Here is a 24,049-nt window from a genome sequence, read left to right on the forward strand (position 1 = left end):
AGCCATTTGGCGATTTTCTTTACGATCCGCATCAGAAGGCCTGTCCGATGCCGATGTAGAACTGAAAGGTGCCGCTATTGTCCTGATGCACCAGCGGGACGGCGAAATCGACGCGGATCGGCCCAATCGGCGTGTAATAGCGGACGCCGAGGCCAGCACCGACCTTGAGGCTGCCCTTGAAGGGTGCAGAGGAGGAACTGACCTGCCCGGCATCGACGAAGACCGCGGTGCCGAAGCTTTTGCCGATGCGCTGGCGGTATTCGACCGTGCCGGTGTCGATCGCGGTGCCGCCGATCGGATTGCCGTCCGCGAATTGTGGCCCGACCGACTGATAGGCATAGCCCCGGATCGTATTGCTGCCGCCGGCGTAAAAGCGCTGGTCTGGCGGCAGCTGGAAGGTGGAGGCGCCCTGCACCGAGCCCACCAGGCCGCGCAGCGCGATGATGCTGCGGCCCTTCCCCGTGAGATCGAGATAGGTCGACCCTGAGAGCTGCATGATGGTGAAGAAGGCGCTCGGTTCGAGGAAGGACTCGGTCGGCGTGATGCTGGCCGTCGCGCGGATGCCCTTGGTCGGATCGAAAAGGGAATTGGTGCTGTCGTATTTCAGCGTCAGCGGCACCTGCAGCAGGTCGTAGTCCCGGGTGATGTTTTCCTGTTCGACTTGCTCGATAATGCCGGAGAGGCCGACGCTGGCACTCCAATGTTTGTCGAGCTTGCGGGTGAGCGTGGTCCCGGCGAGGAGCGCCGTCTGGTTGTAGGCATCGAAGTTCTGCTTGAGCGCGCCGACGTTGAAACTCAGGCTCTGGTCGCGGCGAAGGAAGGCGGGAAGTGTATAGGTCGCGCCTATATTGTAGCCGAGCCCGTCGGTGCTCGACCCGCCGAGTCCGGTGGCGGTGGCGCTCAGGTTGAGCTGCTCGCCACCGCCGAAGAGATTGTAATGCGTCCAACTGGCGCCGAGCGTGCCGCCGGTATCCGACGCATAGCCTGCGGTAAAGCTCACCGTGCGCGGTGGGCCCTCGGTCACGATGAAGGTAACGGGCAGCCGCCCGTCAGGCCCCACCTGTTTCGCCGTCTGCGCTTGCACGGAGGAGAAGACGTGGAGTCCGGCGAGGGTCTGGCGCTCGGACTCGATCTTGTCGGGGCTGTACTGCTCGCCGGGTTTCAGCGACATTTCCCGCTGCACGAAGCCCTGGTGGACACTCCGGAGGCCTTGGACGCTGATGGGGCCGATATCGACCCGCGGGCCGGTCGCAACGGTATAGGTCACGTCGATCGTATGCTGGGCCGGATTTTCGAAGGCGCTGGGGGTGCTGACCTTGGCGAAGGCATAGCCGTCGTTCAGCAGCGCGCTCTGCAGCCGCGCGCCGGCGGCGATGACGTCTTCCGCCCGGGCGGGTGCACCGCTTTTAAGCTGGAAGGCCGCCATGTCCGTCGCGGGCACATCTCCCTTCACGGCGACTTGGCCGAGATGGAAGAGCGGCCCGCGGGTCATCGTCACCTCGATCGGAATCGGGGTCGCGCTGGCATAATTGGCGATGGTCTGCGGCAGGTTCGGATCGTCGAGCGATTTGCCGTCGATCGTGATCGTGACTTGGCCGTCGTAATAGCCCGCGCTGTTGAGGACGGTCCGCAGCCTGTCCTCGTCGCTGCGGGCGCGGAGGACGAGGGCGAAGGGCCCGGCCGGGGCCTTCGTGCGCAGGGTGACGAGGTTCGAGGTCTCCTTCGCCAGCTTGTCGATCGAGGCATCGCCCGTCTTGGCGAAGGTCACGTCGTAAGGCTGGGGGTCAGCCGCACGGCTGGGGGTCGCGAGGCTGATCGCGAAGACCGCGGCGGAGGCCCAGGCCGCGGGCGGCACGGATCGCAGGCGATGAAAGCGCAGATGACGCAGCCCCTGACCCTCCCTGGTTCCCTATCTCCCTTAACCTCCAGGCGAGTGCATGGTCGATGGCTGAAGCCGGGAAGATGGCCGTTCATCTTCCGAAATGGGGTCAACCCCGCGTGAAGCCAGCCCCCATTTTTGCCGTGCCAAAAGAAAAGGGCCGGTTTCCCGGCCCTTCCCTCATTGCATTGTCGACGCGCGGGTTACGCGGCCTGGGCAGGCGCCCCCGCCTCGGCGGTCAGCACCTTCTGGTTTTCCTGAGCGGTGCCGATCTCGATGCGGCGCGGCTTCAGGGCCTCGGGTACGATGCGCTTGAGGCCGATATGAAGGAGGCCATTGGCGAGATTCGCATCGTCGACCACGATATGATCGGCCAGCGCGAAGCGGCGCTCGAAGGAGCGGCCGGCGATGCCGCGATAGAGCGTCGCGACTTTGTCATTCGCGGCCTGCTGCACGCGGCCGGAGACGACAAGCGTATTCTCGCGCACGGTGATGTCGAGATCGCCGGGTGCGAAGCCGGCCACTGCGAGCGTCACGCGATAGCTGTCTTCGCCGGTCTTTTCGATGTTGTAGGGTGGGAATGTCGTGGGAGACGCTTCCTGCAGCCCTTCCACCATCTGGGCGAGACGGTCGAAGCCGATCGCGGTACGGAAAAGGGGCGTAAAATCACGAGTCATGAAAACCTCCTGTCGAAGCAAGGTCTAATGAGGGACCGCCCATCCGGGCCGGTCCGCGGGTCTTGTCTCGGAGCCCCGTTTGGGCACCCCGATGCTCCGAAAATGGAAAAGGGCCGCCCCCTTTTCAAGGAGCGGCCCTCTTGGATCCGTGAAAATTTTGGGGGCGATCAGCCCTTGCGCATGCCGATGCCGGCGAACTTCTTGTTGAACTTCGCGATCTGGCCGCCGGAGTCGTTGATACGCTGCTGGCCGGTCCAGGCCGGGTGCGACTTCGGGTCGATGTCGAGCCGCAGCGTGGCGCCCTCATTGCCGTAGCAGGAGCGCGTCTTGAACTCCGTACCGTCGGTCATGACGATGTTGATCTCGTGGTAGTCGGGGTGGATGTTCGACTTCATGGTTTCCGTTCCTGTCGGCGCCGCCGATTACGACCGGTAGCGCGGAAAGCGCGCCCTATAAACGCAGGCGAGCCCATACGCAACATGAAGCGGTGGCAAAGCCCCCGGCCGCGCATCAGATGCGCGGCCGGGGGGCGGCGTCCTTACTGCGCTGGCTTCGCGGCGTCGCCCGCGGCCTTGTGCGGGGCACTATGTCCCTTGTGGTGCGGGCCGCCCGGCATGTCGGCCAGGAAAACGGCGTCCGCCGTCTTCTGCTGATCCGCCGGCATAGCATTGTAAAGGTCGGCGAAGGCGGCAGAACTGCGCTTCATCCCGTCCAGCCGTTTCTGTTCGACGTCGATGAAGGAATTCATATCCTCAAGCGCCGTCATCGTCGGCAGCTGGTCGCGCCGGGTGCGATAGGCTTGGCCGAGGTCTGCCGCGTTTTCCCGCATCGTGTCGGCGAATTTGCCCCAGAGCGGCTCCTCGGCCGGGGTGACTTTGAGGTCGGCGTGCAGCGTGTCGAGGTATTTGTTCAACCCCCTGCTGCCAGGATGGTGCGTGGCCTTCGCGTTATCGCCCTTGGCCGGGGCCGGAACTTCGGCCGGGGTGGTCGGGCTCGTCGCCGATGGGACGGGCGTCGTCTGCGCATGGGCGGCCGATCCCAGGGTCAATGGTCCGAAACCGCAGACCGCGGCGAAACCCAGAGTGAGGGCCAGGCGCGGCGGGGTGAGGGTTCGGATCGTCCATTTGATCGTCATAGGTCTCAATCCTTGATGCAGCCGGTGTGGCATTTAGTTGCATTTAGTTAATGATTTGTCACGACTCTATTCGTGGAGGATGGCCCGGCCATAGGGTTTGGGCAGATCCACCTCGACGCCGAGGCGCTGTGCCGCGCGCAGCGGCCAACCCGGATCGGCGAGTACGGCGCGAGCGAGCAGCACGATATCGGCCCGCCCATTGGCGAGAATTTCGGCAGCCATGCTCGCCTGGTCGATGAGGCCAACAGCCCCCGTGGCAATGGCGGCCTCGCGCCGCAGAAATTCGGCGAAAGGCACCTGGTAGCCGGCATGAAGGGACGGGATCTTCTGTTCCGGGGCGATGCCACCTGCGGAGCAATCGATCAGATCCACGTCGCCGCGCGCTGCCAGCAGGCGCGCGATAGTCAGGATGTCACCTTCCGGGGTGAGGCCTCCGGGGATGAAATCCGAACAGGAGAGGCGGACGAAAAGCGGCAGTTCCTCGGGCCATTCGGTGCGGACGGCATCCAGCACCTCCATCAGGATACGGGCGCGATTTTCCACCCGCCCGCCGTAGCCGTCCTGCCGCTGGTTGGTGATGGGCGAGAGGAAGGAGTGCAGCAGATAGCCATGGGCCGCGTGAATCTCGGCGATCTGGAAACCCGCCTCGCGGGCACGGCGGGCGGTGGCGGCGAAGGCCGCGACTGTCCCGGCAATATCCGCGCCGCTCATGGCATGCGGGGCAGGGTCCTTGCCGGCAAAGCCGATGCTGCTCGGTGCCATCGCGTTCCAGCCGCCCTCTTCAAGCGGGATATAGCGGTCGCCTTCCCAGGGGCGGGTGTTGCTTGCCTTTCGCCCGGCATGGGCGATCTGGATGCCGGGCACCGCCCCGCCGCGCGTGATGAGGGCGGCGAGCCGGCCATAGGCCGCCTGCTGCGCATCGTTATAGAGGCCGAGATCGAAGGGCGTGATTCGCCCCTCTGCGGTAACGGCGCTCGCTTCGGTAAAAACGATGCCGGCCCCGCCCGCGGCGCGCGCACCAAGATGCTGCACATGCCAATCGTTGGGCACGCCATCGGTCGCCGAATACTGGCACATGGGGGAGACCGCGATGCGGTTCCGGGCGGTGACCGATCGCCAGGTGATCGGCTGGAAGAGGAGCGGCGTGCGGGCCATGCATTCTTTCTCCGGGCGGGCAGGCGGTGGGCTCATCCGCCGGCATATGGGCGGCCGGCGTCAGCTGTCACGCCCCTGCGCGGCAACGCTGCGTCCGGCATGAGGCACCTTCATGGCGCGCATCGCTTGGCTCATGGTGCTGCGCCCTGCCGTCGGCATGCTAGGGACAGCGCATGAACATTCTCTCGATTCAGTCCTGGGTGTCTTATGGCCATGTCGGCAATGCTGCCGCCGTGTTCCCGATGCAGCGGCTGGGGGCCGAGGTCTGGGCGGTCAATACGGTCCAGTTCTCGAACCATACCGGCTACGGCGCGTGGCGCGGCAGCGTGACGCCGCCCGAAACCATCCGCGAGTTGGTGCTGGGGATCGAGGAGCGGGGCGTGCTGCCACGCTGCGACGCGTTGCTCTCCGGCTATCTCGGCGATCCGCTGGTCGCCGAAGCCGTGCTGGATGCCCGCTCGCGCCTCGCCGCGGCCAATCGCCACGCGCTCTACTGCGCCGATCCGGTGATCGGGGACGAGGACCGGGGCATCTATGTCCGTCCCGGCATTGCCGAACTCATGCGCGAGCGGATCGTGCCGGCGGCCGATATCCTCACGCCCAATCTCTTCGAATTGCGACACCTCACCGGCCTGCCCTGCGGCACGCTCACTGAGGTCAAGGCGGCGGTCGCCTCGCTGCAAGCGCGCGGCCCGCGCCGCGTCCTCGTGACGAGCTTGCGCACGGAGGAAACGCCGGCCGATGCGCTGGACATGCTGGCGGCCGAGGGGGAGAGCTTCTATCGGCTGCGCGCGCCGCTGCTGCCGATCGCCGTTAACGGAGCAGGGGATGCCGTGGCGGCGCTCTTCCTCGTCCATTGTCTGAAGACCGGCTCAGCGGCGGCGGCCCTCGGTGCCGCCGGCTCCGCGGTTTTCGGCGTCCTGAAACGGACCCACGAACTCGGCCAGGGGGAGATCGCGCTTATCGCGGCGCAGGAGGAGTTGGTGCAGCCCGGCACGGTCTTCCGGCCCGAATCGGTCTGATGCACCTCCCGCGCCGGGCGCTTCGCGCGATCAGCGCTTCGGCGCTATAGCTCGCAGCGGCTGGATCATCTCGGTCCAGAGCCGTCTCAGTCGAGGATTTTCCTATGAGCAAGATCATCCGTACCAATCCCGGCCCGATCCTCTCGGCCGTCGTCGAATACCATGGCTTCGTCTACCTTCAGGGCTGCACGGCTCAGGATCTGGACAAGGACGTGACCGGCCAGACCGAGGAGGTCCTTGCCCAGATCGACGATCTGCTGGAGCAGCATGGCACCGACAAGACCCGTCTGCTGACTGCCCAGATCTGGCTGAAGCATATCGGTGACCGGCCGGCCATGAACGAAGTCTGGCAGGCTTGGCTGCCGGAAGGCATGGCCCCGGCGCGCGCCTGCGTGGAGGCTAATATGGCGGACGAGAAGCATCTCGTCGAAATCATGATCACTGCCTGCAAATAAGGTCTGCTCGCGGGGCCGGCACGGCCGGTCCCGCCGTCTTTCGTGCAGCGGCGCGCGGGCCTGGCGCCTGCCCGGATCGCGACCCTCCGAATCTTAATCAAATGAGAATCGCTCTCGTCCCGGCCGGGAAGGCTTGGTCAATTTCTAGGAATATTGTCCCAAAAACAGGACAGCTTCTTCGTGCAATTGAACGAAAACGGGTCTTGACATGCATTTTTTACGATCTGCGGTTGTGTCGGGGGCAAAGCTCGGGTAGCCCCGATCACGAACTCCTGATGCTGCTTTTGGAATTGGTACAGAAACCCGATGCAGAAATTTGCCCGCAAAGCCTGTGTTTTTGCATCATTTTTGATCGCGGGTACTGCCCTGGTTTCGGTTTCCGCCCATGCCTCCACCCATAAAATTGCGCATACCCAGCATGTGGCCGCCGCGCATCATCATACAACGAAGCGCGTTGCCTCGACCCGCCACACCAGTAGCCATTCCAAGACGCATCAGACCGCTTCGTTGACCCGTCATTCCGCGGCTCAGAAGGAGCGCGTCACCTACACTGTCCGCCGTCACGGCAAGACCTATACGCGCACCGTCTGGCGCACGCGGACGCATGATGCGCATGTCAGCAACGGCGTCTATCACGGCTATCTCGAATGCGTGCCCTATGCCCGGAAGGTCTCCGGCATTGCGCTGTCCGGCAATGCCGATACCTGGTGGAACGAGGCGCCCGGCCGCTATGAGCGCGGCCATGCCCCGGCTGCCGGTGCCGTGCTCAACTTCCGCGCCAATGGCCGCATGCGCCTCGGCCATGTCGCGGTCGTGCAGGAAGTCGTCAATCCCCGCGAAGTCTTGATTACCCAGGCAAACTGGGGCGGCCCTGGCTTCGTTCGGGGCGGCGTTTCCTCCGATATCTCGGTAGTTGACGTCTCGCCGCGCAATGACTGGACCGCCGTGCGCGTCGCGCTCGGTCATTCTTCGACCTACGGCTCGGTCTATCCGACTTACGGCTTCATCTATCAGGGCAGCGCGCCGACCACGCGCATGGCGGAAGCCGGCCCGGCGCCAATGGTCGATCTCGGCAATCGTCCGCCTGCGGATCTGCGCAGCGCGACCGAGCGTCGCCGTGCCAAGTCGCTTGCCGGTACTATTCAGTACGCGGCCGCACCGTCCTTCGATGGGCCGGCGATCGCCAGCAGCGCGCCGGATCGCAATCTTCGCTGATCTTGTGGCAGAGGCGCAGCCCGCCGCCCGGGCCGGCCGCCGGGCTTCAATCTGCCGTCTTCCAACCGTCATCCTCGCGGCCTAAGCTTCGACTGAGGCCAGCGAGGAGCGGAAGGAGGATGTGTCTTCCAGAATCTGCGTGATCCCGGGCGGGACCATAGCCGTGGCGCCCAATTTTTGGCGTTGATCGGCTTTCTCGGCCTCTCTTTCCTCGTCCAGGTCGCAGCGTCCGGTGCCGCGTCGCACGGGGTTGGCCATTGGTATCTGTCGCTCAGGCGGCCGCCCCTCACACTCCCGACGGATATCTTCTCGGCGGTCTGGGCCATTGCCGACCTCGCCTTGGGCTTGGCCGCCTGGCTTGTTTGGCGGCGAGTCGACCCCTGGCGGCTCAGCCCACGTCCCGCGTTGCGCCTGTGGGGCTGGCAGATCGCGCTCGTCGCCGTCTGGCCGCCGGTCTTCTTCGGGCTGCGCGCGCCGGCCGCGGCTCTGGTCGTGGTACTCCTGCTCGCCTGGGTTTCCGTCGAAACCTTCAGGGCTTTTTGGCGAAGAGACCGGCTCGCGGGTGCATTGTTACTCCCGCCGCTCGCCTGGCTCTGCTATGGAGCCTACCTCAACATCGGATTTTGGTGGCTGAACTCGACTGCCGGCTAGGAAAAGGCCGGCCTCACGAGGACGGCCACGCAACGCGGGAGGGACGCCGGGATGCGGCGCCTTCCAGGACGGAGCGGACGACAAGACATGAGCAGTCGGATCATCACGCGGGTCGCGCCCGGCCTGATCGCCGGCCTAGCGGCGGTCATGGCCGTGCCCGGCCATCAGGCCTACGCCCAGTCGGCCTTGCCTCAGCCAACCTCGATGGGGCCGGTCGTGCAGGGCGGCAACGGCAACCAGCGGGCGCAACCCGCAGCCCCTGGCCTTCCCGGCGCACGCAATAGCGGGCCGATTCAGCAAGGCAATATCGACTCCGGCCTGCTGTCGCCGAATGACGAGCTTTTCGACGCGATCTACCGCGGCGACATCGGGGCGGCGCGCGATGCCCTGGCCCGTGGCGCCGACCTCGAAGCCCGCGATGCAGTTGGCCAGACCCCGGTCGACGTCTCGATCGCTCTCGGCCGCAACAACATCACCTTCCTTCTGGTGACGATGTTGAAGGCGGGCGGCGGCGATCTGTCGGAGCCGCAGGGCCCGATGGCGCAGCCGCCCTCCAATGCGCTGGGCATGAGTGCGAAGGACCAGAAGGCGGTCTCGACTCCGGTCTCCTTCTTCAACCCGCCGCCGACGGCCAAGGGCAAGACGACGCAGAAGAGCCACTACCGCACGGCGCCGAAGTCGGTGACCCCTGCTGCGGAAGCGCCGGCTCCGAGTTACGCCGGCGGTACGGGCGCGCCCGTGCCCGCCGCGGGTTTCGTAGGTTTCGGCGCCTCTGCCCAATAGGCCTGACGCATCACTCGATGCTGCCGGTGGGCCTCGGCAGTGCCGATGTGCCCGCCTGTTGCGCGCGCAGCAGATCGCGGATTTCCGTCAGCAGCACCTCAGTAGGCGGTGGTTCGGCCGGCGCCGCAGGCGCGGGTTCCGGCTTGCGATAGATCTTGGAGATGGTCCGCACCAGCCAAAAGACGGCAAAGGCGACGATCAGAAAGTTGATCACCGCATTGATGAAGACGCCGATATTGATCGTAACGGCGCCGGCTTTCTGCGCCTCGGCCAAGGTCGCGGCGTGCGGCCCCTTCAGGGTGATGAAAATGTTGGTGAAGTCGATTCCGCCCACGATCAGGCCGAGAATCGGATTGAGGATATCCTTCACCAAGCTGCCGACGATCCCCGTGAACGCAGCGCCGATGATGATGCCGACGGCGAGGTCGATAACGTTCCCGCGCATGATGAAGGACTGGAAGTCCTGTATCCAGGCGGGGCGCTTGGCGCCGCGAAGATCGAATTGAACCATTCATCCCTCCGAAATATGTGCGAAGCCAGGGTTCGCCCCGCCTCCGATCCGGGAGTGGGGGCGGTTATCGCTAACCGATTGATAAGGGTCCAATTCAGGCTGGGGGTAAACCCTATACGCGATTTAATCCGAACCGGCTCCGACCCTAACCGGGTTTTCTGGACAATGGGGGCCTGATGGCCGAAGGGAAGAGGCGCCCCGCAAGTTTCCGAAGGTGATCATGATAGAAAAATCAGCTGTCCGGTCCGGTCTGGCAATGGTGCTGGTGGGTGTTCTCGCGGGCTGCGGCAGCAGCCAGCCTGGCCGAACCTCGGGGGGTGTGGCAACCGGAGCCGGCACGGGGGCCGCGATCGGTATCATCGGCGGCCCGATCGGCGTTGTCGTGGGGGCGGCGGTCGGCGCCGGCGCCGGCGCGCTCACCGCGACCAACACCACCCCGCAGCAGGTCAATCTGGGCGATCCACTCTGGTCGCATCCCAAGGGGGTGACGTCTGGGCTGGCGCCCGCACCGGGCGCCCCCCCGGGCAGCCTGCCGCCGCCGCAACCGCTCAGCCAGACACCCTACGCCTCATCGGGCGATCAACCTTCGGCAACCCAGCCTAGCCCGGGTGCGGCTGCCATGCCGCAGAGTGCCGCGATTCAGAGCCAGCAACTGGCGCCCGCGCCCCAGGCTTCCTATCAGACGCCGCAATATCAGCAGGCAGTGCCCGCGCAGCCGCCGACACAGCTGACGCCGCCGCCCGCCCAGAACTATCAGTACCAGGCACAGTAAAGCCGGGCACCGTCGCCCCGGCCTGCGGGCCTGATCGGATCAGACTGAACCGGAATCGCGTCTATCTGACCCGACCACGCTCCGGGCTCACTGCGCGGGCGTCGTCAGGATCGGCGGCTTAGTGAGGTCGCTGCCGCTCGGCCCCGCGAGATCAGCGGGCGGCGGCGGTGTCGGCTGGCTCACGATGGGGGCGCCGGGCGTTGCCGTCACCACGCCAGTATTGGGCGCCGTGGAATCATAGTGCCGCAGGCAATCGGCCATGATGTCCTGGCGCTGATGCTCGATGGAGAGCTTGCTTGTCTGGTTGGTGAGGACCGAGGTGACGCCGAAGGGGGAACTGGTCGGGTCCGCCTGGCTCAGCGCATCGACATTGGCGTGTTCCACCACTCGGTCCGCCATGCGGTGACAGGCATCGTACAGCGCCTGCTCGCTGCGGCTCTGCTGCGGGGCCTCCGCGCAGCCAGCGAGCAGGCCGAGCGGCAGGACCAGCATCGGCAGCCAGCCGAGGACCGGTCTGCGACAAGCGGGGCGCGGGGGATGGCTCATGCGGAGACTCCAGTGAAGGCGCCGGCCCCGGCGGAGCCCGTGGGCGGCGCCGGCAGGTTGCGGCAGAACGAGGCCTCATCGAACCGGGCCTCCTCGGTCAGATCGGCACGCGCGGCGGCGCGCAGCAGGTCTCTGTCGATTCGCGAACCCGTTTCAGCCTTGAAATAGCGGCTTGCCCAGGGTGCGGTGGCCAGCAGATGGACGAGGGCGAGAAGGCGAAGGCAGAGGGACATGCCCCCGAGGGTTTCGAGCCCGGCGCGGCGGTCTACCGCCGCCGCCCAGATCAGGGCGTCGCGGTCCTCGATGTCGAAATCGGCGACGGAGCCATCGCGGCCGAGGAAGCGGAAGCTGCGGTGCCGCCGGTCACCGTCGTCGCGCGCAGCGGCTCGGGCCTCGTCCAATACCGCCTCGAGCGCACGCACCGGCACCGGCGGCATGCCGTCAGGCGGCAGGGTGACGCGGTAGAGCAGACGGTCCCCGCCATACTCCATGACCTCGACACAGGATGATCGTTCTTCAGTCATAAGCGACCATGCCTCGGACGGCGCGGTTGCGCCAGCACGACACGCGCCGCGCCCGCGGAAGCTGCTTTGCGCCATGAGTCACGGCTCCAGCGGCGCGAGATCGACCGAGACCGCGAGGTCATGCGCGCCGCCGCCAAGGATGATGCCGCGCAGCGGCGAGACATCGCCGAATTCCCGCCCCCATCCGAGCACGACATGCTCTTCCGCCACGACGAGATTGTTGGTGGGATCAAGATCGACCCAGCCATGGGCCTCGCCGAGCCAGGCTCCGACCCAGGCATGAGAGACGTCCGCCCCCACGCGCCGCGGCCGGCCCGGCTGGGGATAGGTCCGGATATAGCCCGAAGTATAGCGCGCCGGGATGCCGAGGGCGCGCAACCCCGCGATCATGAGATGGGCGAAATCCTGGCAGACGCCGGCGCGCTGCGCCATGACGCGCGCGACCGAGGTGGTGATCGTCGTGCTCAAGGGCCGGAAGGCGAAATCGCGCTTGATCCGGGCATTGACGTCGATGAGCCCGGCGAGGATCTGCCTGCCGGGCGGGAAGGATGCGGCGACATAGGGGCCGGCGCCCTGGTCGTTCGGCACCATCGGGCCGGCGAAGGTGAATTCGGCGGCGGCCCAGGCGCGGGGCCCGGCGGCGCGGGCCTGGGCGACCACGTCTTCCCAGGATGGCGTCGCCTCCGGAGCGGGGGCTGCGGGGAAGACCACGTCCACGACCGATTCCGCCGTCACCTGCAACGCCTGATGTGGCTGGTCGATGAAGATCCAATGCGCCTCGTTGCCGAAGTGATCGGTCGCCACGCTGGTGCGAATGGGGGTCGGTTCGCAGAGGATGCGGAGCGCGGACACCTGCTGCCAAGGCAGGCGGCGGGGCGAGAGATGCAGCATATGGCTCGCGAGATCGACCTGCTCGGCATAGCGGTAGGCGGTGATGTGGCGGAGTTTGAAGCGCATCGGACGGATTCAGGCCGCGCCGCGGAGCGGTGCCGGATCGTCTTCCTGCTCGATGCCGACAGAGCGTGGCAGGGGCAGGAGAGCGAAGTACCGGCGGAAGAGCAGGTCGGACAGCGCGCGCACGCCTTCTGCGAGGCCGTTCAGCCGTGCCGGCACCTCGGCGAGAACGGCATTGCTCTCTTGCGCCTCGATGACTTCGGAGACGATCTGCCGGGCCATGTGCAGGAGCGAGTCCGCCTGGGCGGTGAGCCGGTCGTCGCCGCCCTCGCCGATATTGCGCAGAAGCCCCACGAGCGTCGCGAGTTGGAAGGCGACAGCGCGCGGGTTGCTTTCGTCGGCGATGACGAGGTCAAGCACCGGCCCCGCCTGCAGGGTTGTGAAATATCGGCTGCGATAAGTGATGGCCGAATCGCAGATCTCGAGGGCGAGGCGGAGCCCCAATTCCCAGCGCGGCTCCGGCTGGTCGAGCACGACGGCGAGATTACCGGCGGTCAGCGTCGCGCGCTCCATCCGCCGCCCCATGTCGAGGAAGAGCCAGCTGCCGCCGCGCACCATGTTTTCGGCGGCGAGGCCGGCGACGACGGTGGAGAAGCGCTGGATGCTCGCCATCGCCTGAGCAAGACCGTCCAGGCTGCCGCCGGCATCCGCGATCTCGTCCTCCGCGGTGCGCAGCATATAGGTGAAGGCCGCGTACATCTCCCCGGTCAAACGGTCGCGAACAAGATCGGTGAGACGTCCGGCCTGGCCGAGCAGCCGGCCGATCGGCCCGCTGTCGCGCAGCGCGGCGGTAATCGAGAGGGCGGTCGGCGCCCCCGCCGTCGCGCTGTCCGCATGGCTCAGATGGGAGGCGACGAGGCAGGCATCCAACAGCTGGAGTTCCAGCTGTTCGCGCGGCATGGGCTGATTCCGGCCGAGACGGAGAATAAGGCCCCGGGTCAGGCGTGCCGCTGTCTCCAGCCGCTCGATATAGCGGCCGAGCCAGAACATGTTGTCGGCCGTGCGGCTCGGCAGTTCGCCGAAGGTGCGACGGATGGGCAGGGGCGCCTGGCGAGAGGCAGACGGGCCCACGATATGTTCGCTGCCTTCGGCCAGCACCCAGACGTCCTTGGAAATGCCGCGCGGCGGCAACTGCCCGGTGAGCTGCCCGGGCTCGAGATGCCGCGCGAGGCCGCCCGGCATGGCGTGCCAGATGCCCGCATTGCGCACCAGGAATACGCGCAGCACGATGGCTTGGGGAACGAGGTCACTGCCGCGTGCACAGGGCGCGAGGGACGGCGACGTCGCTGCCAGGGCCGCATAGTCCCCTGGTGCAGCCGCGATCTTTTCGAACAATTGGGCGCGCTCTTCGGGCTCCATCTCCGGCGGATGCCAGGTACGGCCGTTGCTTTCCGTCGCCGGCTGGATCATCCAGTCGGCGCTGTCAGTCAGCACGCGCGCACGATCCGCAGCGTCGCCGAGCCAGAGCGTCTCGACGCTCGGCAGCAGTAGAGGTTCGCCCAGAAGATACTCGGCGATTGCCGGCAGGAAGCGCGGCAGGGCAGGCGCTTCGGCAAGGCCGGAGCCCGGATCGTTGACGACGCGCACGGTGCCAGCGCGAATCGCGTCCATCAGGCCGGGCACGCCGAGCAGGCTGTTGGCGCTCAGTTCCAAGGGGTCGAGCATGCGGCCGTCGAGCCGGCGCAGCAGCACGTCGATCCGGTGCAGGCCGTTGAGCATCTTGAGATAGACGATGCCGCCGCGGATGGTGAGGTCGCCGCCTTCCACAAGATTGCAGGAGAGTTCCTGGCTGAGCAGCATGTGCTCCAGCCATTGCGGGCTGCCAGGGCCGGGCGTGAGCAGCGCCACATTGGGATAAGGGCGGTCAGCCGGCGCCACGTGTGTCAGGGAATCCTGCCAGAGATCGAAGAAGGGCCTGAGTGGCCGGACCTGCACTGAACGGAACATCTCCGGCACGACGCGGGCCAGGATGCGCCGGTTCTCCCGCGCCATGCCGACACCGGCCGCACCCGCCGTGCGGTCGCTCAGCACGCGCCAGCGCCCGTCCGGGCCGCGGATAAGGTCCGCGGCATAGAAGGTCATGCGCGGATGATGGAAGGCAGGCGCGGTATGGCAGGCGCGCAGGAAGCCCGGATTGGCGAAGACGAGGCGCGGCGGCAGCAAGCCCTCGGCAAGAACATCCTGAGCGCCGTAAAGATCGTCGAGCAGGGCCGAGAGCAGCGTCGCGCGCTGGGCGAGGCCCTTTTCGAGTTCGGCGAATTCCTGGGCCGAGAGCGGTAGCGGGATGGGATCGCAGCGCCAGAGATTCTCGGGATCGGGCCGGCCATCGCCTTGCGCACCGGGCAGGATGCTGCGCACGCCCTCGTCTTCGAATGCCTGGTCCAGACGCCGCTGCCGGGCGGCGAGACTGTCCGAGAGCATCGAGAGGCCGCCGAGCACGCCGCGCCAATGAGGGCGGACATGGCGTGCGCCATCCACCATCTCATCAACGCCCTCGTGCAGCCCCAGCGAAATCATCTCGTACCGGTCATGATTTGATGCCGCTTATGGCCCGATCATGCAAAGCGGCGCAAATCCAGACTGCGCGGATGCTCCGGCCCTCTCGCTCCGCGCGGCTCGGGCATCGGTCCCGGGTGATGGCGGTTGACGCTGAAACGCGAGCGCCGCCGCGCCTCTGCTTCGTTCGCATTGACCGGGAAGTGCTCGTAGCTGAGGCCGCCCGGATGGGAGATGTAATGGGTCAGGCCACCCAGCGACCGGCCGCTCCAGCGGTCATAGATGTCGAAGACCAGCGGTGACTGGGCTCGGATGGTGGGATGCAGCGCGGAGGGCGGGTTCCACGCCTTGAAGCGCACGGCGCCCACGTATTCCCCGAGCATGTCGGTGGGCATCAGCGGCACCGCGACGCCGTTGCAGGCAAGGATGAAACGCTCGTCCACCCAGCCGTGGACCTTCGCCTGCAGCCGCTCGGCGGAACTGTCCACATAGCGCACCGTGCCGCCGGCGGCCGGATCCTCGCCCAGCACGTGCCAGGGTTCCAGCGCATGGCTGATTTCGAGCGTCGCGCCATGCGCGGCAGTGGACCCGATGACCGGGAAGCGGAATTCCACATGCGGTGCGAACCATTCGGCGGGCAAGGGGAAGCCGAATGCGCCGAGATCGAACAGCGCATCCCGCAGATCCTGCTCCACATAATGGCGCAGCATGAAATCGTCATGCAGGCGCGATCCCCAGCGGATGATCGGCCGCTCATAGGGTTTCTGCCAGAAAGCGGCGATGGCCGAGCGCATCAGCAGGACCTGAGCGAGCGACATCTGCGCATGTGGCGGCATTTCGAAGGCGCGGAATTCGACCAGCCCTCGCCTGCCGCCGATGGCTTCCGGCGCGTACATCTTGTCGATCGAGAATTCGGTCCGGTGGGTATTGCCGGTCATGTCGGCCAGGATGTTGCGGAACAGCCGGTCGGTCAGCCAGGGGGGCGTCTCCTTAAAGGGGCTGATTTGGCTGAAGGCGATGTCGAGTTCGTTGAGGCTGTCCATCCGTGCCTCGTCGATGCGCGGATGCTGGGAGGAGGGGCCGATGAAGAGGCCACTGAACAGGTAAGAGAGGCTCGGATGGTTCTGCCAGAAGCCGAGCAGTGATTTCAGCAGATCGGGCCGACGCAGGAAGGGGCTGTCCGCCGCCTCCATGCCGCCCATCACCACGTGGTTGCCACCGCCGGTACCGACATGGCGGCCGTCGAGCATGAACTTTTCGGTCGCCAGGCCTTCCTCGCGGGCGATGGCGTAAAGCTGCTCGGTGCGCGCCACCTGCTCGGCCCAGTTGGCGGCGGGGTGGACATTGACCTCGATCACGCCCGGATCGGGAGTGACGGAAAAGCTCTGCAGCCGGGAGTCGGAAGGCGGCTGATAGCCCTCGAGAAACACTTTGCGGCCCATCTCCTCAGCCGTCGCCTCGATGGCCGCCGCGAGGTCGATCCAGTCCTCGGCCTCGTAGAGCGGCGGGAAGAAGACATGGATCATGCCGCTGCGTGCTTCCACTGCCATGGCGGTGCGGACCAGGCCGGTCTCCTCCCGTCCGGGCCGCGGGCGCGCGCTGTCCCAATCCGCATCCTGCGGCACGGGCCAGCCGGGGGCACCATGGCCGGGGGCACCATATCCGTGGGCAGGACCCCCGCTCGTGCGAGAGCCGAGGTCGGCGGCGCCGTAGAAACGCGCCTGCCGGTCCATCCGTGGATGCGGCGCCAGGGCCGGACGCGGGCTGAAGGGATCGCGCTCCGTCTCGAGGGGAAGATGCGCAGGATCGGCCCAGGGCAAGCTTTCCAGCGGCAGGCGGAAGCCGACCGGGGCATCGCCGGGGACGAGGAACATCGGCCCATCGCGGAAGAACCATTTTCCGCTCTGCCAGCGCCGGGTCTCGCCCTCCGCCACGCGGCGGAGCGGCAGGACCGAACCGACGGCGGAGCCCAGCCCCTGGCCGAACACACGGGCGAGGCGCGCGCGCTCCAGCGGATCCTTCAGCTTCGCGTCTTCCACCAGGACATTGGCCGGCAGCCGCTTCTCGCGCCACAGAAAGTAGTGGATGTCCTCGTAGCCCGGAATGACGAGGGCAGGGTCGATCTGCAGCCGCTTCGCCAGCAGGGCGGCGAACTGTGCGGCTTCGGCCGGGGTCGCATCGTCCGTGTCGTCGTCGGAGGCGAGGAGATCGGGATTGAGCCAGATCGGCTCCCCATCCTTCCGCCAATGGCAATGCAGCGCCCAGCGCGGCAGCTGCTCGCCAGGATAATGCTTGCCCATGCCGTATTGCAGCGCCGCCCCCGGCGCCCAGAGCGGAGCGAGGCGGCGAAGCAGACGGCCGCCCATGCGGCGCTTGGTGGGGCCGAGCGCCTCTGTCGTCCATTCCGGCGCGTCGAAATCCGAGGCCGAAACGAACGTGGGCTCGCCGCCCATGGAGAGACGCACGTCCGAGGCGAGGAGCGCGCGATCCACCTTTGCGCCGGCGCGGAGAATCTCCTGCCAGGTCTCGGGGGCGTAGGGTTTCGTGGTGCGCGGCGTCTCGGAGACGCGCAGGACCTTCATTTCGAAGTCGAAAGTCGTTTCGCATTCCTCGATAAGGCCTGAGATGGGCGCTGCGGAAGCGGGTTCGGGGGTCGCGGCGAGCGGAATATGGCCTTCTCCCGCCATCAAGCCGGAAGTGGCATCGAGACCGATCCAGCCGGCACCGGGCAGATAGACCTCCGCCCAGGCGTGCAGATCGGTGAAATCGGCGGTGGGGCCTTCGGGGCCTGTCACCGGCTTCTGGTCGGCGACCAGCTGGATGAGATAGCCGGAAACGAAACGCGCGGCGAAGCCCAGATGGCGCAGCAGGTTGACGAGTACCCAGGCGCTGTCGCGACATGAGCCTGTGGCTTTCGCCAAGGTCTCCTCCGGCGTCCAGACGCCAGGCTCCATGCGCACGATATAGGCGATGCGGCTTGCCAGCATCTGGTTGATCTCGACCAGAAGATCGACCGTCTTGCGCTTTTCGCGCGGCACCGCGGCCAGGACTTTCTCCAGTTCCGGCCCAAGCGGCATCAGGCGGCGGAAGGGCGCCAGTTCCTCATGCAGCACCGGGTCATAGGCGAAGGGAAAGAATTCTGCTTGCGGCTCGAGGAAGAAATCGAACGGGTTGACCGTTGCCATGTCGGCGACAAGGTCGACGGTCACGTCGAAATGCGTGACCCGCTCGGGGAAGACGACGCGGGCCTGGAAATTACCCTGTGGGTCCTGCTGCCAGTTGAGGAAATGCGGCTCGGGCGTGATCGTCAGCGCATAGGAGAGAATGGGCGTGCGCGCATAAGGCGCCGGCCGCAGCCGGATCGTCTGCGGACCGAGATTGACCAGGCGATCGTACGCGTAGCTCGTGCGATGGGTCAGGGCGGCATGGATCGACATTGGACGGGATCTTCCTCGCTATCGGACGGGGCGGGGCAAGGTCAGGCAGGCAGACGACAAATGTGATGCTGCCCGACATCGCGTCCCGGGTCGATAACCGGATGATTGGCGACCGAAAATTTCTCCGCCCTGTCCTGGCGCGGGACGTTAGTCGGTGCCGCCCAGGCTCGCCATCATTTCCCGCCATTCGCGCACCGAGAGGCCGCTGTCGGGCTGAGCGACCGTCTCGCCCGCCAGCATGCGGCGGAGAATGGCCATCATCGGTGCCGAGAAGCTGACCGCGCCCAGTCGATAATCGCGGAAGGCCCGGGCCGCCACCGGCACCCAGGCGTCGACAATCTCCAGCATCGCTTCCGCATAGACCCGGATCTCGTACTGCGCGTGGCTATCCGCGCGAAGGGCGAGGAAGTGGAAGAGGTTGTGCAGATCCGTCTTCCAATACCATTGCGTATAGGTATTGAGCGTGAGGTTCATCCGCGCGAGTTCGCGCGCCAGGCCCTGGCGGGTGGGATCGGCCGGGTTTTCCTCGGTTCCTTCGTTCAGCATCCAGGCATAGTCGCGGTAGCAGCGTTCGGCATCATCGCGCAGCAGGCCCAGAACCTCTTCGGCCTCCGTGCCTTCCAGCACAGCATCGCGACCCTGGCGGTTGAGGGCGGACTGCGCCGCGAGTTGGGCCGGGGCGGGAATATAGAACTCGCGATCCATCACGGAATAGCGGGCGGAGTATTCGTTCACGCTCGCCATGCGGTGCCTGATCCATTGCCGCGCAACAAAAATCGGCAGCTTTACGTGGAATTTGATTTCGCACATTTCGAACGGCGTCGTGTGGCGATGGCGCATGAGATAGCGGATGAGACCGGTATCCTCACTGACCTTCTTCGTCCCGCGACCATAGGAAACCCGGGCCGCCTGCACGATGGCGTGATCGTCGCCCATATAATCGATGACGCGGACGAAGCCGTGGTCGAGCAGGGAGACGGGCTCGTAGAGCCGTGCTTCCAGGGCGGGCACCGTCGCCCTCAGGGTGGGCTGGCCGCTTTCGCGAGCCGCGGGGATTGCGTTGGTCTGGTCTTCGCTCAGGCTCACACCGTGCCTCTTCTCTTCAAACGTCTGCCGCCCTATATTCCCCATGCTGGTCACGTGGCCAGCTATGGCGATAAACGGTGCTCGGAATAATCGTAGTGGACCCGGGGGCAGTACCCGGCGCCTCCACCAATCACTTTCAGGGTAGTTTCCCTGAAGCGCTCGGGGGCGACACAGGCTCGACACGCGTGGTAAAGGTCCATCTTTCGCTCGGCATGATTCCGCCGTTATCGGGTCATTTTACAAATGCCAATGACAATCATGAGGCATTCGCTGTCGCTGCGTAAGCACTGACAAGCGCGGTTCGGGGGGCACCGGGCAACAGAAGCCCCCTATATTCTTCTCCAAGTTCAATCTAAATTTGGTCATACGGGTGTCAGACGATCTGGCCCTCGGCTATGTGACAGGCTATGCCGCCGGGGGAGAGCGTGTCTGTACGATCAGACTGCCCGTACGCCGCCAGTTGAGGCGTGCCAAATGGAGACCCTGCCGCGTGACCGATGAGCCGACCGAACTGCCCCCGAGTCTCCTGCCCTATGAAAGCTGGCTGGAAGAGGCGCAGCGTCAGGTGGCCATGCGTGCCTTCGCTCATGTCGCGGAGCATGGACTGCCCGGCGAACATCATTTCTATCTGACCTTCCGGACCGATTATCCGGGCGTGCACATCCCCTCCCGCCTTTCGGCACAATATCCCGAGGAGATGACCATCGTCTTGCAGCACCAGTTCTGGGACCTCAAGGTCGACGAGGACGAGGTGCTGACGGTGGGCTTGTCCTTCTCCGGCATCCCGGCGACGCTCGTGATTCCCTCGGGCGCCATCGTCGGCTTCGCCGATCCGCATGTGCGCTTCGGGCTGCGCATGCAGCCGCGGCCCTTCGAGGACGAGATGCTGGACGAGGCCGAGGCCGATGAAATCGGAACCGAGGAGACGGCCGAGGAGCCGCCACCCGCTGCCTCCGAGACGCCGCAGGTCGTGAGCCTGGATGCTTTTCGCCGCCGCACCACGCCGAAGGAATAAGTACTGGGCGGCCGGCAGCAGGCCGCCGTCTTTCGTTGCCGGTTTGGACGCAGCCCCGCGCGCTTCGCATTCCCTCTAAAAGCTTAATCCGCTATGGGCCGCGCTCGGCCGCTTTGCCGGCACCCGACAGAAGGGCTTTGAGGCATGCGTTTCACCATCGACCGGCTCGACCATATCTCGCTCACCTGCGGCGACGTCGAAATCACGGCCTCCTGGTTTCAGCGCGTGCTCGGGATGGAACGCGAGGAATTCGGCCAGGAAGGTCGCACCGCGCTCAAATTCGGTGGCCAGAAGATCAACCTCTATACGGCGCATGAAGACCCGACGCTGACCGGAGCATCCGCCGGCGCGGGCTCGGCCTCGCTCTGCTTCATCAGTGGCGTCGGCACCGAGGACATCATCAGGCATCTCGAGCAATGCGGTGTGACGGTGGAGAAGGGGCCGGTGCCGCGCCTCGGCGCCCTCGGCCCCATGAGCTCCGTCTATTGCCGCGATCCGGATGGTAATCTCATCGAGATCGCGACCTATCTCGAAGACTGATGCGCCTCTCCGATTTCGATTTCGATCTGCCGCCGGAAGCGATCGCCCAGCATCCGGTGAAGCCCCGCGATGCCGCGAAGCTCCTTCATGTGACGGCCGAACGGCTGGGTGACCATATCGTGCGCGATCTGCCGCAGCTGCTGCAGCCGGGGGATCTTCTGGTCGCGAACGACACCCGCGTGATCCCGGCCCAGCTGTCGGCCCGGCGTGGGGAGGCGCGGATCGGCATCACGCTCGACCGGCCGCTGCCGGACGGCAGCTGGCAGGCGCTGGCCCGCAACGCCAAGCGGCTGCGCGATGGCGATCGGCTGGATTTCGACGGCGCGGCGCTTTCCGCCATCGTCGCCGAGCGCCGGGCCGATGGCAGCGTGGCGCTGCGCTTCGATCGTGAAGGCGATGATTTCGTGGCGGCCCTGGAAGCAGCGGGCGCCCTGGCGCTGCCGCCCTATATCGAGCGGCCGGAAGGCCCGACGGTCGAGGACGCGACGGATTACCAAACTGTTTTCGCCGATCCGAAAGGCGCGGTCGCCGCCCCGACCGCGGGGCTGCATTTCACACCCGAACTTCTGGCGGCGCTCGAATCCCGAGGCGTGAAGCGGGCGACCGTGACGCTGCATGTCGGCGTCGGCACCTTCCTGCCCGTCCGCGTCGAGGACGTTTCCCAGCACCGCATGCATGCCGAGCGCGGCATCGTGACGGCGAAAACGGCCGATCTCGTCAATGCCACGCGCGCCGCAGGCGGCCGAATCGTCTGCGTCGGCACGACCAGTCTCCGGCTGCTCGAAAGTGCTGCCTCCGAGGACGGGCTTTTGCGCGTCTTCGCGGGAGACACGGATATTTTCATTACCCCGGGCTATCAGTTCCGCATCGTCGACCGGCTCATGACCAATTTTCACCTGCCGCGCTCCACGCTGTTCATGCTCGTCTCCGCCTTCATGGGGATGGAGCGCATGCGCAGCGCCTATGACCATGCCATCCGCCATGGCTATCGCTTCTTCTCCTATGGCGATGCCTCCCTTCTCGAGCGCGCATCATGACCCTGACCTGGAACGAATCGGCGCGTGATGGCTATGCCCGCGCGGGCACGCTGAAAACCGCGCATGGCGATGTCCCGACGCCGACCTTCATGCCGGTCGGCACCGCCGCGACCGTCAAGGGCATGACGGCCGATGCCGTTCGCGCCACGGGTGCGGGCATCGTGCTCGGCAATACCTATCACCTCATGCTGCGCCCGGGCGCCGACCGCGTCGCCTCCTTCGGCGGCCTGCATAAGCTCATGGATTGGCCAGGCCCGATCCTGACCGACAGCGGCGGGTTTCAGGTCATGTCGCTGGCGGGGCTCCGGAAGCTCGATGCCGATGGCGTGACCTTCCAGTCCCATCTCGACGGTTCGAAGCATCGGCTCACCCCCGCCATCTCGGTGCAGATCCAGCACAAGCTGGATGCGACCATCACCATGGTGCTGGATGAATGCCCGCCCTTTCCGGTGACGGAGGAGCAGGCGAAATCATCCATGGAAATGTCCATGCGCTGGGCCGGGTTGTCGCGCGAGGCTTTCGTGCCGCGCGACGGCTATGGGCTTTTCGGCATCGTCCAGGGCAGCGTCTTCCCCGATCTTCGCCGCCGTTCCATCGACGCGCTGATGGAGATCGGTTTCGAGGGCTACGCGCTGGGCGGCCTCGCGGTGGGCGAGGGCCAGGAGATGATGTTCGCCATGATCGAGGCGACCTGGGACCATATGCCCGCGGACAAACCGCGCTATCTCATGGGCGTCGGCACGCCGGACGATCTGCTCGGGTCCATCGCGCGCGGCATCGACATGTTCGACTGCGTGATGCCGACCCGCGCCGGCCGCACCGGCCGCGCTTTCACCTCGCGCGGCATTCTCAACCTGCGCAATGCCCGCTTTGCGGATGATGGCAAGCCGCTCGACCCCGGCTGCACCTGCCTCGGGTGCCAGCGCCATGTGCGCGGCTATCTTCACCACCTCTTCCGGGCCGAAGAGATGCTGGGGCCGATGCTGCTGACATGGCATAACCTCACCTATTACCAAACGCTGGTGGCGGGCGCCCGTGCTGCCATTCTCGAAGGCAGGCTGGATGCATACAGCGCCGCCGTCCGCGCCCGATGGGCGGAAGGAGACCATGATGAGTGAAGACCCCTATGCCGGTCTGACCCAGCTCGGCCAGGATGCGCGCCCGGCGGCGCGGCCCGAGGATGCGGTGCTGGAGCGCGTGCCCTCACCGAACCGGGGGCAGGATTACGTGGTGCGATTCACGGCGCCGGAATTCACCTCGCTCTGCCCGATGACCGGCCAGCCCGACTTCGCGCATATCGTGATCGACTACATTCCTGGCGAATGGCTGGTGGAAAGCAAATCGCTGAAACTGTTCCTCACCAGCTTCCGCAACCACGGCGCTTTCCACGAAGCCTGCACGATGATGATTGCGCAGCGTCTGATCGACCTGCTGGAACCGCGCTGGCTGCGCATCGGCGCCTATTGGTATCCGCGTGGCGGCATCCCGATCGACGTCTTCTACCAGACCGACCTGCCGCCCGCGGGCGTCTTCCTGCCCGACCAGGGTGTGCCGACCTATCGCGGCAGGGGATGATCGCGGCCGGCCCGGGCCTCTCCGCCGAGATCCGCGCGAAAGCGCATGACCTCGGCTTCGATGCGGTGGGCTTTGCTGAGGCTCGATTGCCGCCGGAGGCCGGGGCCCGGCTGCGCGCACTGGTCTCCGCCGGTCATCACGGCGAGATGGGCTGGATGGCGGAACGCATGGAGCAGCGCGCGGATCCGCGCGGGCTTTGGCCGGAGGTGCGGAGCGTCATTTCGCTGGGCATGAGCTACGCACCGGCGGATGATGCGCTGGCGACCCTGGGCAAACCCGACCGCGGCAATCTGTCCGTCTATGCCCGCAACAGGGACTATCATGACGTCATCAAGGGAAAGCTGAAACACCTCGCGCAGTTCATCGTCAGTCGCGCAAGCGAGGCGCAGCCGCAGGTGAAAGTCTTCGTGGATACCGCGCCGGTGATGGAAAAGCCGCTGGCCGCCGAAGCAGGGCTCGGCTGGCAGGGCAAGCACACCAATCTGGTCTCCCGTCAACACGGTTCCTGGCTGTTCCTCGGTGAGATCTTGACGACGCTCGATCTGCCGGTGGATCAGCCCCATGCCGATCGCTGCGGTTCCTGC

General features: G+C 66.0%; 24 protein-coding genes and 1 other RNA gene. 13 read left to right on the forward strand and 12 right to left on the reverse strand.

Features of this window, described 5'->3' with window-relative positions; all coding sequences use genetic code 11:
• Positions 1–31: 31 nt before the first annotated feature.
• From VL752_RS12285 to VL752_RS12305, 5 genes are all read right to left on the reverse strand, one after another.
• Positions 32–1,855, reverse strand: a complete 1,824-nt coding sequence (locus VL752_RS12285) for an autotransporter assembly complex protein TamA (RefSeq protein ID WP_325355594.1) — start codon at positions 1,853–1,855, stop codon at positions 32–34.
• 227 nt (positions 1,856–2,082) lie between these two features.
• Entirely contained in the window at positions 2,083–2,556 is a 474-nt protein-coding gene (locus VL752_RS12290; protein WP_325355596.1) for an Hsp20 family protein, read from the reverse strand.
• Between the two features lie 167 nt (positions 2,557–2,723).
• Positions 2,724–2,951 (reverse strand): 50S ribosomal protein L31, encoded by a 228-nt coding sequence (rpmE, locus tag VL752_RS12295; RefSeq protein WP_325355598.1) that lies wholly within the window; start codon positions 2,949–2,951, stop codon positions 2,724–2,726.
• A gap of 143 nt (positions 2,952–3,094) precedes the next feature.
• Positions 3,095–3,691: a Spy/CpxP family protein refolding chaperone gene (locus VL752_RS12300; protein WP_325355600.1), complete on the reverse strand. Its 597-nt coding sequence runs from the start codon at positions 3,689–3,691 to the stop codon at positions 3,095–3,097.
• Between the two features lie 66 nt (positions 3,692–3,757).
• Positions 3,758–4,846, reverse strand: a complete 1,089-nt coding sequence (locus tag VL752_RS12305) for an NADH:flavin oxidoreductase/NADH oxidase (protein ID WP_325355602.1) — start codon at positions 4,844–4,846, stop codon at positions 3,758–3,760.
• Between the two features lie 173 nt (positions 4,847–5,019).
• Between VL752_RS12305 and pdxY the strand changes: the two genes are divergently transcribed.
• The 5 genes from pdxY to VL752_RS12330 all read left to right on the forward strand — a co-directional run bounded on the left by pdxY (position 5,020) and on the right by VL752_RS12330 (position 8,972).
• Positions 5,020–5,868: a pyridoxal kinase PdxY gene (gene pdxY, locus VL752_RS12310; RefSeq protein WP_325355604.1), complete on the forward strand. Its 849-nt coding sequence runs from the start codon at positions 5,020–5,022 to the stop codon at positions 5,866–5,868.
• A gap of 104 nt (positions 5,869–5,972) precedes the next feature.
• A complete protein-coding gene (locus VL752_RS12315; protein ID WP_325355605.1) occupies positions 5,973–6,323 on the forward strand; it encodes a RidA family protein in 351 nt (116 codons plus the stop codon).
• A 306-nt stretch (positions 6,324–6,629) separates the two neighbouring features.
• Positions 6,630–7,538, forward strand: a complete 909-nt coding sequence (locus tag VL752_RS12320) for a CHAP domain-containing protein (RefSeq protein WP_325355607.1) — start codon at positions 6,630–6,632, stop codon at positions 7,536–7,538.
• A 177-nt stretch (positions 7,539–7,715) separates the two neighbouring features.
• On the forward strand, positions 7,716–8,189 hold the full coding sequence (locus VL752_RS12325) for a TspO/MBR family protein (protein ID WP_325355609.1): 474 nt from the start codon (positions 7,716–7,718) through the stop codon (positions 8,187–8,189).
• 87 nt (positions 8,190–8,276) lie between these two features.
• Positions 8,277–8,972, forward strand: a complete 696-nt coding sequence (locus VL752_RS12330; RefSeq protein ID WP_325355611.1) for a hypothetical protein — start codon at positions 8,277–8,279, stop codon at positions 8,970–8,972.
• 10 nt (positions 8,973–8,982) lie between these two features.
• Here the strand turns inward: VL752_RS12330 and mscL are convergent, their stop codons facing one another.
• On the reverse strand, positions 8,983–9,483 hold the full coding sequence (mscL, locus tag VL752_RS12335) for a large conductance mechanosensitive channel protein MscL (RefSeq protein WP_325355613.1): 501 nt from the start codon (positions 9,481–9,483) through the stop codon (positions 8,983–8,985).
• Positions 9,484–9,703: 220 nt separating this feature from the next.
• Between mscL and VL752_RS12340 the strand changes: the two genes are divergently transcribed.
• Positions 9,704–10,255: a hypothetical protein gene (locus VL752_RS12340; RefSeq protein WP_325355615.1), complete on the forward strand. Its 552-nt coding sequence runs from the start codon at positions 9,704–9,706 to the stop codon at positions 10,253–10,255.
• An 87-nt stretch (positions 10,256–10,342) separates the two neighbouring features.
• Here the strand turns inward: VL752_RS12340 and VL752_RS12345 are convergent, their stop codons facing one another.
• From VL752_RS12345 to thyX, 6 genes are all read right to left on the reverse strand, one after another.
• On the reverse strand, positions 10,343–10,801 hold the full coding sequence (locus tag VL752_RS12345) for a hypothetical protein (RefSeq protein ID WP_325355617.1): 459 nt from the start codon (positions 10,799–10,801) through the stop codon (positions 10,343–10,345).
• Positions 10,798–11,325 (reverse strand): hypothetical protein, encoded by a 528-nt coding sequence (locus VL752_RS12350; RefSeq protein ID WP_325355619.1) that lies wholly within the window; start codon positions 11,323–11,325, stop codon positions 10,798–10,800. Before VL752_RS12350 ends, VL752_RS12345 begins: the two co-directional genes overlap by 4 nt.
• 78 nt (positions 11,326–11,403) lie before the next feature.
• Complete coding sequence (locus VL752_RS12355) at positions 11,404–12,282, reverse strand: transglutaminase family protein (protein ID WP_325355621.1); 879 nt, start codon at positions 12,280–12,282, stop codon at positions 11,404–11,406.
• Positions 12,283–12,291: 9 nt separating this feature from the next.
• Positions 12,292–14,796, reverse strand: a complete 2,505-nt coding sequence (locus VL752_RS12360; protein ID WP_325355623.1) for a circularly permuted type 2 ATP-grasp protein — start codon at positions 14,794–14,796, stop codon at positions 12,292–12,294.
• A gap of 38 nt (positions 14,797–14,834) precedes the next feature.
• Positions 14,835–18,212: a DUF2126 domain-containing protein gene (locus VL752_RS12365; protein WP_325355625.1), complete on the reverse strand. Its 3,378-nt coding sequence runs from the start codon at positions 18,210–18,212 to the stop codon at positions 14,835–14,837.
• A gap of 147 nt (positions 18,213–18,359) precedes the next feature.
• Positions 18,360–19,298, reverse strand: a complete 939-nt coding sequence (gene thyX, locus VL752_RS12370) for an FAD-dependent thymidylate synthase (protein WP_325355627.1) — start codon at positions 19,296–19,298, stop codon at positions 18,360–18,362.
• A 6-nt stretch (positions 19,299–19,304) separates the two neighbouring features.
• Between thyX and ssrA the strand changes: the two genes are divergently transcribed.
• The 7 genes from ssrA to queG form a co-directional block, all read left to right on the forward strand.
• Positions 19,305–19,631: a transfer-messenger RNA gene (gene ssrA, locus VL752_RS12375) on the forward strand.
• A gap of 157 nt (positions 19,632–19,788) precedes the next feature.
• Positions 19,789–20,313 (forward strand): SspB family protein, encoded by a 525-nt coding sequence (locus VL752_RS12380; RefSeq protein WP_325355638.1) that lies wholly within the window; start codon positions 19,789–19,791, stop codon positions 20,311–20,313.
• A 144-nt stretch (positions 20,314–20,457) separates the two neighbouring features.
• A complete protein-coding gene (locus VL752_RS12385; RefSeq protein WP_325355629.1) occupies positions 20,458–20,853 on the forward strand; it encodes a VOC family protein in 396 nt (131 codons plus the stop codon).
• The gene (gene queA / locus VL752_RS12390; RefSeq protein ID WP_325355631.1) at positions 20,853–21,890 is read left to right on the forward strand and encodes a tRNA preQ1(34) S-adenosylmethionine ribosyltransferase-isomerase QueA; all 1,038 of its coding nucleotides are present in this window, start codon (positions 20,853–20,855) and stop codon (positions 21,888–21,890) included. Before VL752_RS12385 ends, queA begins: the two co-directional genes overlap by 1 nt.
• Entirely contained in the window at positions 21,887–23,008 is a 1,122-nt protein-coding gene (tgt, locus tag VL752_RS12395; protein WP_325355633.1) for a tRNA guanosine(34) transglycosylase Tgt, read from the forward strand. The genes queA and tgt overlap by 4 nt, the downstream gene beginning before the upstream one ends.
• Positions 23,001–23,465: a preQ(1) synthase gene (gene queF / locus VL752_RS12400; protein WP_325355640.1), complete on the forward strand. Its 465-nt coding sequence runs from the start codon at positions 23,001–23,003 to the stop codon at positions 23,463–23,465. Before tgt ends, queF begins: the two co-directional genes overlap by 8 nt.
• A partial coding sequence (gene queG / locus VL752_RS12405; RefSeq protein WP_325355636.1) for a tRNA epoxyqueuosine(34) reductase QueG occupies positions 23,462–24,049 on the forward strand: 588 nt, incomplete at its 3' end. The genes queF and queG, both read left to right, overlap by 4 nt.

It is taken from the genome of Acidisoma sp., assembly GCF_035492295.1.
GTDB lineage: Bacteria > Pseudomonadota > Alphaproteobacteria > Acetobacterales > Acetobacteraceae > Acidisoma.

What these genes read in the sequence shown, in the direction of transcription:
- VL752_RS12290 (WP_325355596.1), bottom strand. Translation starts at nt 2,556, where the DNA reads ATGACTCGTGATTTTACGCCCCTTTTCCGTACCGCGATCGGCTTCGAC.
- rpmE (WP_325355598.1), bottom strand. Translation starts at nt 2,951, where the DNA reads ATGAAGTCGAACATCCACCCCGACTACCACGAGATCAACATCGTCATG.
- VL752_RS12300 (WP_325355600.1), bottom strand. Translation starts at nt 3,691, where the DNA reads ATGACGATCAAATGGACGATCCGAACCCTCACCCCGCCGCGCCTGGCC.
- VL752_RS12305 (WP_325355602.1), bottom strand. Translation starts at nt 4,846, where the DNA reads ATGGCCCGCACGCCGCTCCTCTTCCAGCCGATCACCTGGCGATCGGTC.
- pdxY (WP_325355604.1), top strand. Translation starts at nt 5,020, where the DNA reads ATGAACATTCTCTCGATTCAGTCCTGGGTGTCTTATGGCCATGTCGGC.
- VL752_RS12315 (WP_325355605.1), top strand. Translation starts at nt 5,973, where the DNA reads ATGAGCAAGATCATCCGTACCAATCCCGGCCCGATCCTCTCGGCCGTC.
- VL752_RS12320 (WP_325355607.1), top strand. Translation starts at nt 6,630, where the DNA reads ATGCAGAAATTTGCCCGCAAAGCCTGTGTTTTTGCATCATTTTTGATC.
- VL752_RS12330 (WP_325355611.1), top strand. Translation starts at nt 8,277, where the DNA reads ATGAGCAGTCGGATCATCACGCGGGTCGCGCCCGGCCTGATCGCCGGC.
- mscL (WP_325355613.1), bottom strand. Translation starts at nt 9,483, where the DNA reads ATGGTTCAATTCGATCTTCGCGGCGCCAAGCGCCCCGCCTGGATACAG.
- VL752_RS12340 (WP_325355615.1), top strand. Translation starts at nt 9,704, where the DNA reads ATGATAGAAAAATCAGCTGTCCGGTCCGGTCTGGCAATGGTGCTGGTG.
- VL752_RS12345 (WP_325355617.1), bottom strand. Translation starts at nt 10,801, where the DNA reads ATGAGCCATCCCCCGCGCCCCGCTTGTCGCAGACCGGTCCTCGGCTGG.
- VL752_RS12350 (WP_325355619.1), bottom strand. Translation starts at nt 11,325, where the DNA reads ATGACTGAAGAACGATCATCCTGTGTCGAGGTCATGGAGTATGGCGGG.
- VL752_RS12355 (WP_325355621.1), bottom strand. Translation starts at nt 12,282, where the DNA reads ATGCGCTTCAAACTCCGCCACATCACCGCCTACCGCTATGCCGAGCAG.
- VL752_RS12360 (WP_325355623.1), bottom strand. Translation starts at nt 14,796, where the DNA reads ATGATTTCGCTGGGGCTGCACGAGGGCGTTGATGAGATGGTGGATGGC.
- VL752_RS12365 (WP_325355625.1), bottom strand. Translation starts at nt 18,212, where the DNA reads ATGTCGATCCATGCCGCCCTGACCCATCGCACGAGCTACGCGTACGAT.
- VL752_RS12385 (WP_325355629.1), top strand. Translation starts at nt 20,458, where the DNA reads ATGCGTTTCACCATCGACCGGCTCGACCATATCTCGCTCACCTGCGGC.
- queA (WP_325355631.1), top strand. Translation starts at nt 20,853, where the DNA reads ATGCGCCTCTCCGATTTCGATTTCGATCTGCCGCCGGAAGCGATCGCC.
- tgt (WP_325355633.1), top strand. Translation starts at nt 21,887, where the DNA reads ATGACCCTGACCTGGAACGAATCGGCGCGTGATGGCTATGCCCGCGCG.
- queF (WP_325355640.1), top strand. Translation starts at nt 23,001, where the DNA reads ATGAGTGAAGACCCCTATGCCGGTCTGACCCAGCTCGGCCAGGATGCG.